The organism is Streptomyces sp. NH27, from assembly GCF_056859195.1.
The window spans coordinates 1-3276 of the sequence record NZ_JACEGK010000699.1; the positions used below are offsets into that span (position 1 = coordinate 1).

General features: G+C 72.8%; 3 protein-coding genes. 2 read left to right on the forward strand and 1 reads right to left on the reverse strand.

The features are described from left to right. Positions 1–754, forward strand: a 754-nt coding sequence (locus AC13HU_RS34595; protein WP_483045956.1) for an ABC transporter permease, incomplete at its 5' end; no start/stop codon positions are given. Positions 755–953: 199 nt separating this feature from the next. Further along, entirely contained in the window at positions 954–1898 is a 945-nt protein-coding gene (locus AC13HU_RS34600; RefSeq protein WP_483045958.1) for an ABC transporter ATP-binding protein, read from the forward strand. A gap of 160 nt (positions 1899–2058) precedes the next feature. Here the strand turns inward: AC13HU_RS34600 and AC13HU_RS34605 are convergent, their stop codons facing one another. Continuing rightward, positions 2059–3189 (reverse strand): aminotransferase class V-fold PLP-dependent enzyme, encoded by a 1131-nt coding sequence (locus tag AC13HU_RS34605; RefSeq protein WP_483045957.1) that lies wholly within the window; start codon positions 3187–3189, stop codon positions 2059–2061. Between the last annotated feature and the right edge of the window lie 87 nt (positions 3190–3276).

A 3276-nucleotide genomic window follows, 5' to 3' on the forward strand; every position in this document is an offset into this window, starting at 1 on the left:
GTCCACCATGGCGTACCGCACGTCCTTCTTCCTGACCGCGCTCGGCAACTTCGCCGCGACCGGGCTGGACTTCGTCACGGTCCTGCTGATGTTCTCGCACATCCACCGGCTCGGCGGCTTCACGCTGCCGGAGGTGGCGTTCCTCTACGGCGCGTGCAGCACCTCCTTCGGCCTCGCCGACCTGACGATGGGCTCCATGGACCGGCTCGGCCGGCGGGTGCGCGACGGCACCCTGGACACGCTGCTGCTGCGCCCGGTCCCGGTGCTCGCGCAGGTCGCCGCGGACCGCTTCGCGCTGCGCCGGCTCGGCCGGATCACCCAGGGCGGGCTGGTGTTCGGCTGGGCGCTGCTGCGGGTGGACGTGCACTGGACGGTGGTGAACGTGCTGATGGTGCCGATGATGCTGCTGTCGGGCGGGGTGATCTTCAGCGCGGTGTACGTGGCCGGCGCGGCCTTCCAGTTCTGGGCGCAGGACGCCTCGGAGGTGCAGAACTCCGTCACCTACGGTGGCAACACCATGCTCCAGTACCCGCCGGGGATCTTCGCCCGCGACCTGGTGCGGGGCGTCACCTTCGTGGTGCCGCTCGCCTTCGTCAACTGGCTGCCCGCGCTGCACGTGCTGGGCGAGCCCGATCCGCTCGGCCTGCCCGGCTGGCTGGACTTCGCCTCCCCGGCCGTCGCCGTGCTCTGCTGCGTGCTCGCGGCCGCGGCCTGGCGAGTGGGCCTTCGTACCTATCGCAGCACAGGGAGCTGACGTGGTGAGCGACACCGGCGGGCCGGTCGAACGGGACCCGGCCATCGAGCAGGACCTGGCGGTCGAGGGTGGACCGGCGGTCAGGGGCGGACTGGTGGGCGAGGGGGAACCGACGGGAGAGGGCGGACCGGCGGTCCGGCGGGGCACGGCCGTCGAGGGCGGACCGGTCCCCGGCACGGACTCGGCCGTCGCCGACCCGATCATCGAGCTGGACGGCGTGGAGAAGGTCTTCGACGTACACCGCAAGGCCGGGCTGCTGCGGCGCGAGCGGCACCAGGTGCGGGCGGTCGACGGGATCACCTTCAGCGTGCCGCGCGGCGAGATCGTCGGCTACATCGGGCCGAACGGCGCGGGCAAGTCCACCACGATCAAGATGCTCACCGGCATCCTCAACCCCAGCGCCGGGCGGATCCGGGTCGACGGCATCGACCCGGCCCGGGAACGGACCCGGCTGGCCCGGCGGATCGGCGTGGTCTTCGGGCAGCGCACCACCTTGTGGTGGGACCTGCCGCTGCGGAACTCCTACGAACTGGTCCGGCGGATGTACCGGATCCCGGCCGCCGCCTACGCCCGCAACCTCGGCGCCTGCGTGGAACTCCTCGACCTCGGGCCGCTGCTGGACGTACCGGTGCGCCAGCTCTCGCTCGGGCAGCGGATGCGCGGGGACATCGCGGCGGCGCTGCTGCACGACCCCGAGGTGCTCTACCTCGACGAGCCGACCATCGGTCTCGACGTGGTCAGCAAGAGCCGGGTGCGGGACTTCCTGCGTGACTTCAACGCCGAGCGCGGCACCACGATCCTGCTCACCACGCACGACCTCACCGACATCGAGAGCCTGTGCCGCAGGGTGATGGTGATCGACCACGGCAGGGTGATGTACGACGGTGGGCTCGGGGGGTTGCACGCCGTGGGGGAGAGCGAGCGGACGCTGGTCGTGGACTTCGCCCGCGAGCTTCCTCCGGTGGAACTGGCGGGGGCGCGGCTGGTGTCGGCCGAGGGGCCGCGGCAGTCCTTCGCGTTTCCCGCGGGGGCGAGCGCGGCACCGCTCGTCGCCGAGCTGGCGACCCGGCATCCTCTGGTGGACCTGTCCATTCGCGAGCCGGACATCGAGGACGTCATCGCGCGGATGTACGGGCGCCCCTGACCCTCCGGGGTGCCTTGTCCACGTATGCGCGGGACCTTGCGGTGGGTGGTGGGCTGGTCGCGCAGTTCCCCGCGCCCCTGGATTGCTGCGGCTCCTCTGCGAAGAGAGGGGCACATACCAATACCAAGGGGCGCGGTGATCGACCACCCCCTACCGGTCCTTACAAGGTTGCCAGCGCCGCGTGGACGTGGTCGGCGGCCGCGGAGGTGGTGGAACCGTGGGCCGACAGCCGGACGGAGTCGGGGCGGACGGAGGGCGTGACCCCGTTGGCGTGGAGGGCGGCGGCGACGTCGGCGGGGTCGGTGCCGGGGAGGCGGAAGGAGAGGATGCCGGCGCGTTCGGCGGGCGACTCGGGGGAGAGCAGGTGGCCGCCGGAGCGGCGCACCACGTCGATCAGTTCGTCGAGCCGCGCGCAGACGTGGGCCTCGATCGCGGGCACGCCGACCTTCTCCACCAGGTTCAGGGCGGCTTCGAGCCCGGCGGCGGCCACCGGACTGAGATTGGTGACGCTCCAGCGCCGGGCGCCGTCGGCGGGCTGATGCTCGCGGTCGTCGAAGAGCGCGGCGTCATGGACACCGGACCACCCGGTGAGGGTGGGTTCGAGGCGTTCCAGGGCGCGGTCGGAGAGCGTGGCGAACCCGGTGGACCAGCTCGCGCGCAGCCACTTCTGCCCGCCGGTGACGACGACGTCGGCCGCCTGCCAGGGGAGGTCGGCCACGCCGAACCCCTGGATGGCGTCCACGATCAGCAGCCGGTCGGGGCCGATCACGTCGCGCAGGGCCGCGAGGTCGGCGCGGTACCCGGTCCTGAAGTCGACCGCGCTGACCGACAGCGCGACCACGTCGTCGGTGAGTGCGGCCCGCACCGCGTCCGGGGTGACCCGTCCGTCCGGGGCGGCGGCCAGCCAGTGCGGCACGGCCCGGCCGAGCCCTGCCGACCGCCGCCAGGGGTAGTGGTTCGCCGGGAAGTCGCCGGCGGGCACCAGTACGGCGCCGCCGGGCAGTCCGAACGCGGCGTGGAACATGCCGGTGGAGGCGTTGGGCAGCAGGACCGTGTGCGCCGGATCGGTGCCGGCCAGCCGCGCCGCGGCTTCCCTGGCCCGCTGCTCCGCCCGCATGAGGTCGTTCACGGTGTGCCAATCCGCGCGGGCGGACCGGCTCAGCGCGTCTGCCGTGGCGTCGAGCACCTGGCGGGACGGGGGTCCGTAGCGCGCGAAGTCGAGATAGCCCGCGGGCTCCTCGAAGTGCTCGGCGTATCCGGGCAGCCCTCCGCCGGTGTGCTGCGGTGTCATCGCGGTGCTCTCCTGGGGTTTGCGGAACGGTTCTGGTAAGTCTTCGCACGGGTGCGGGGGCCCGCGGGAGGCGCCGGGAACCTGTCG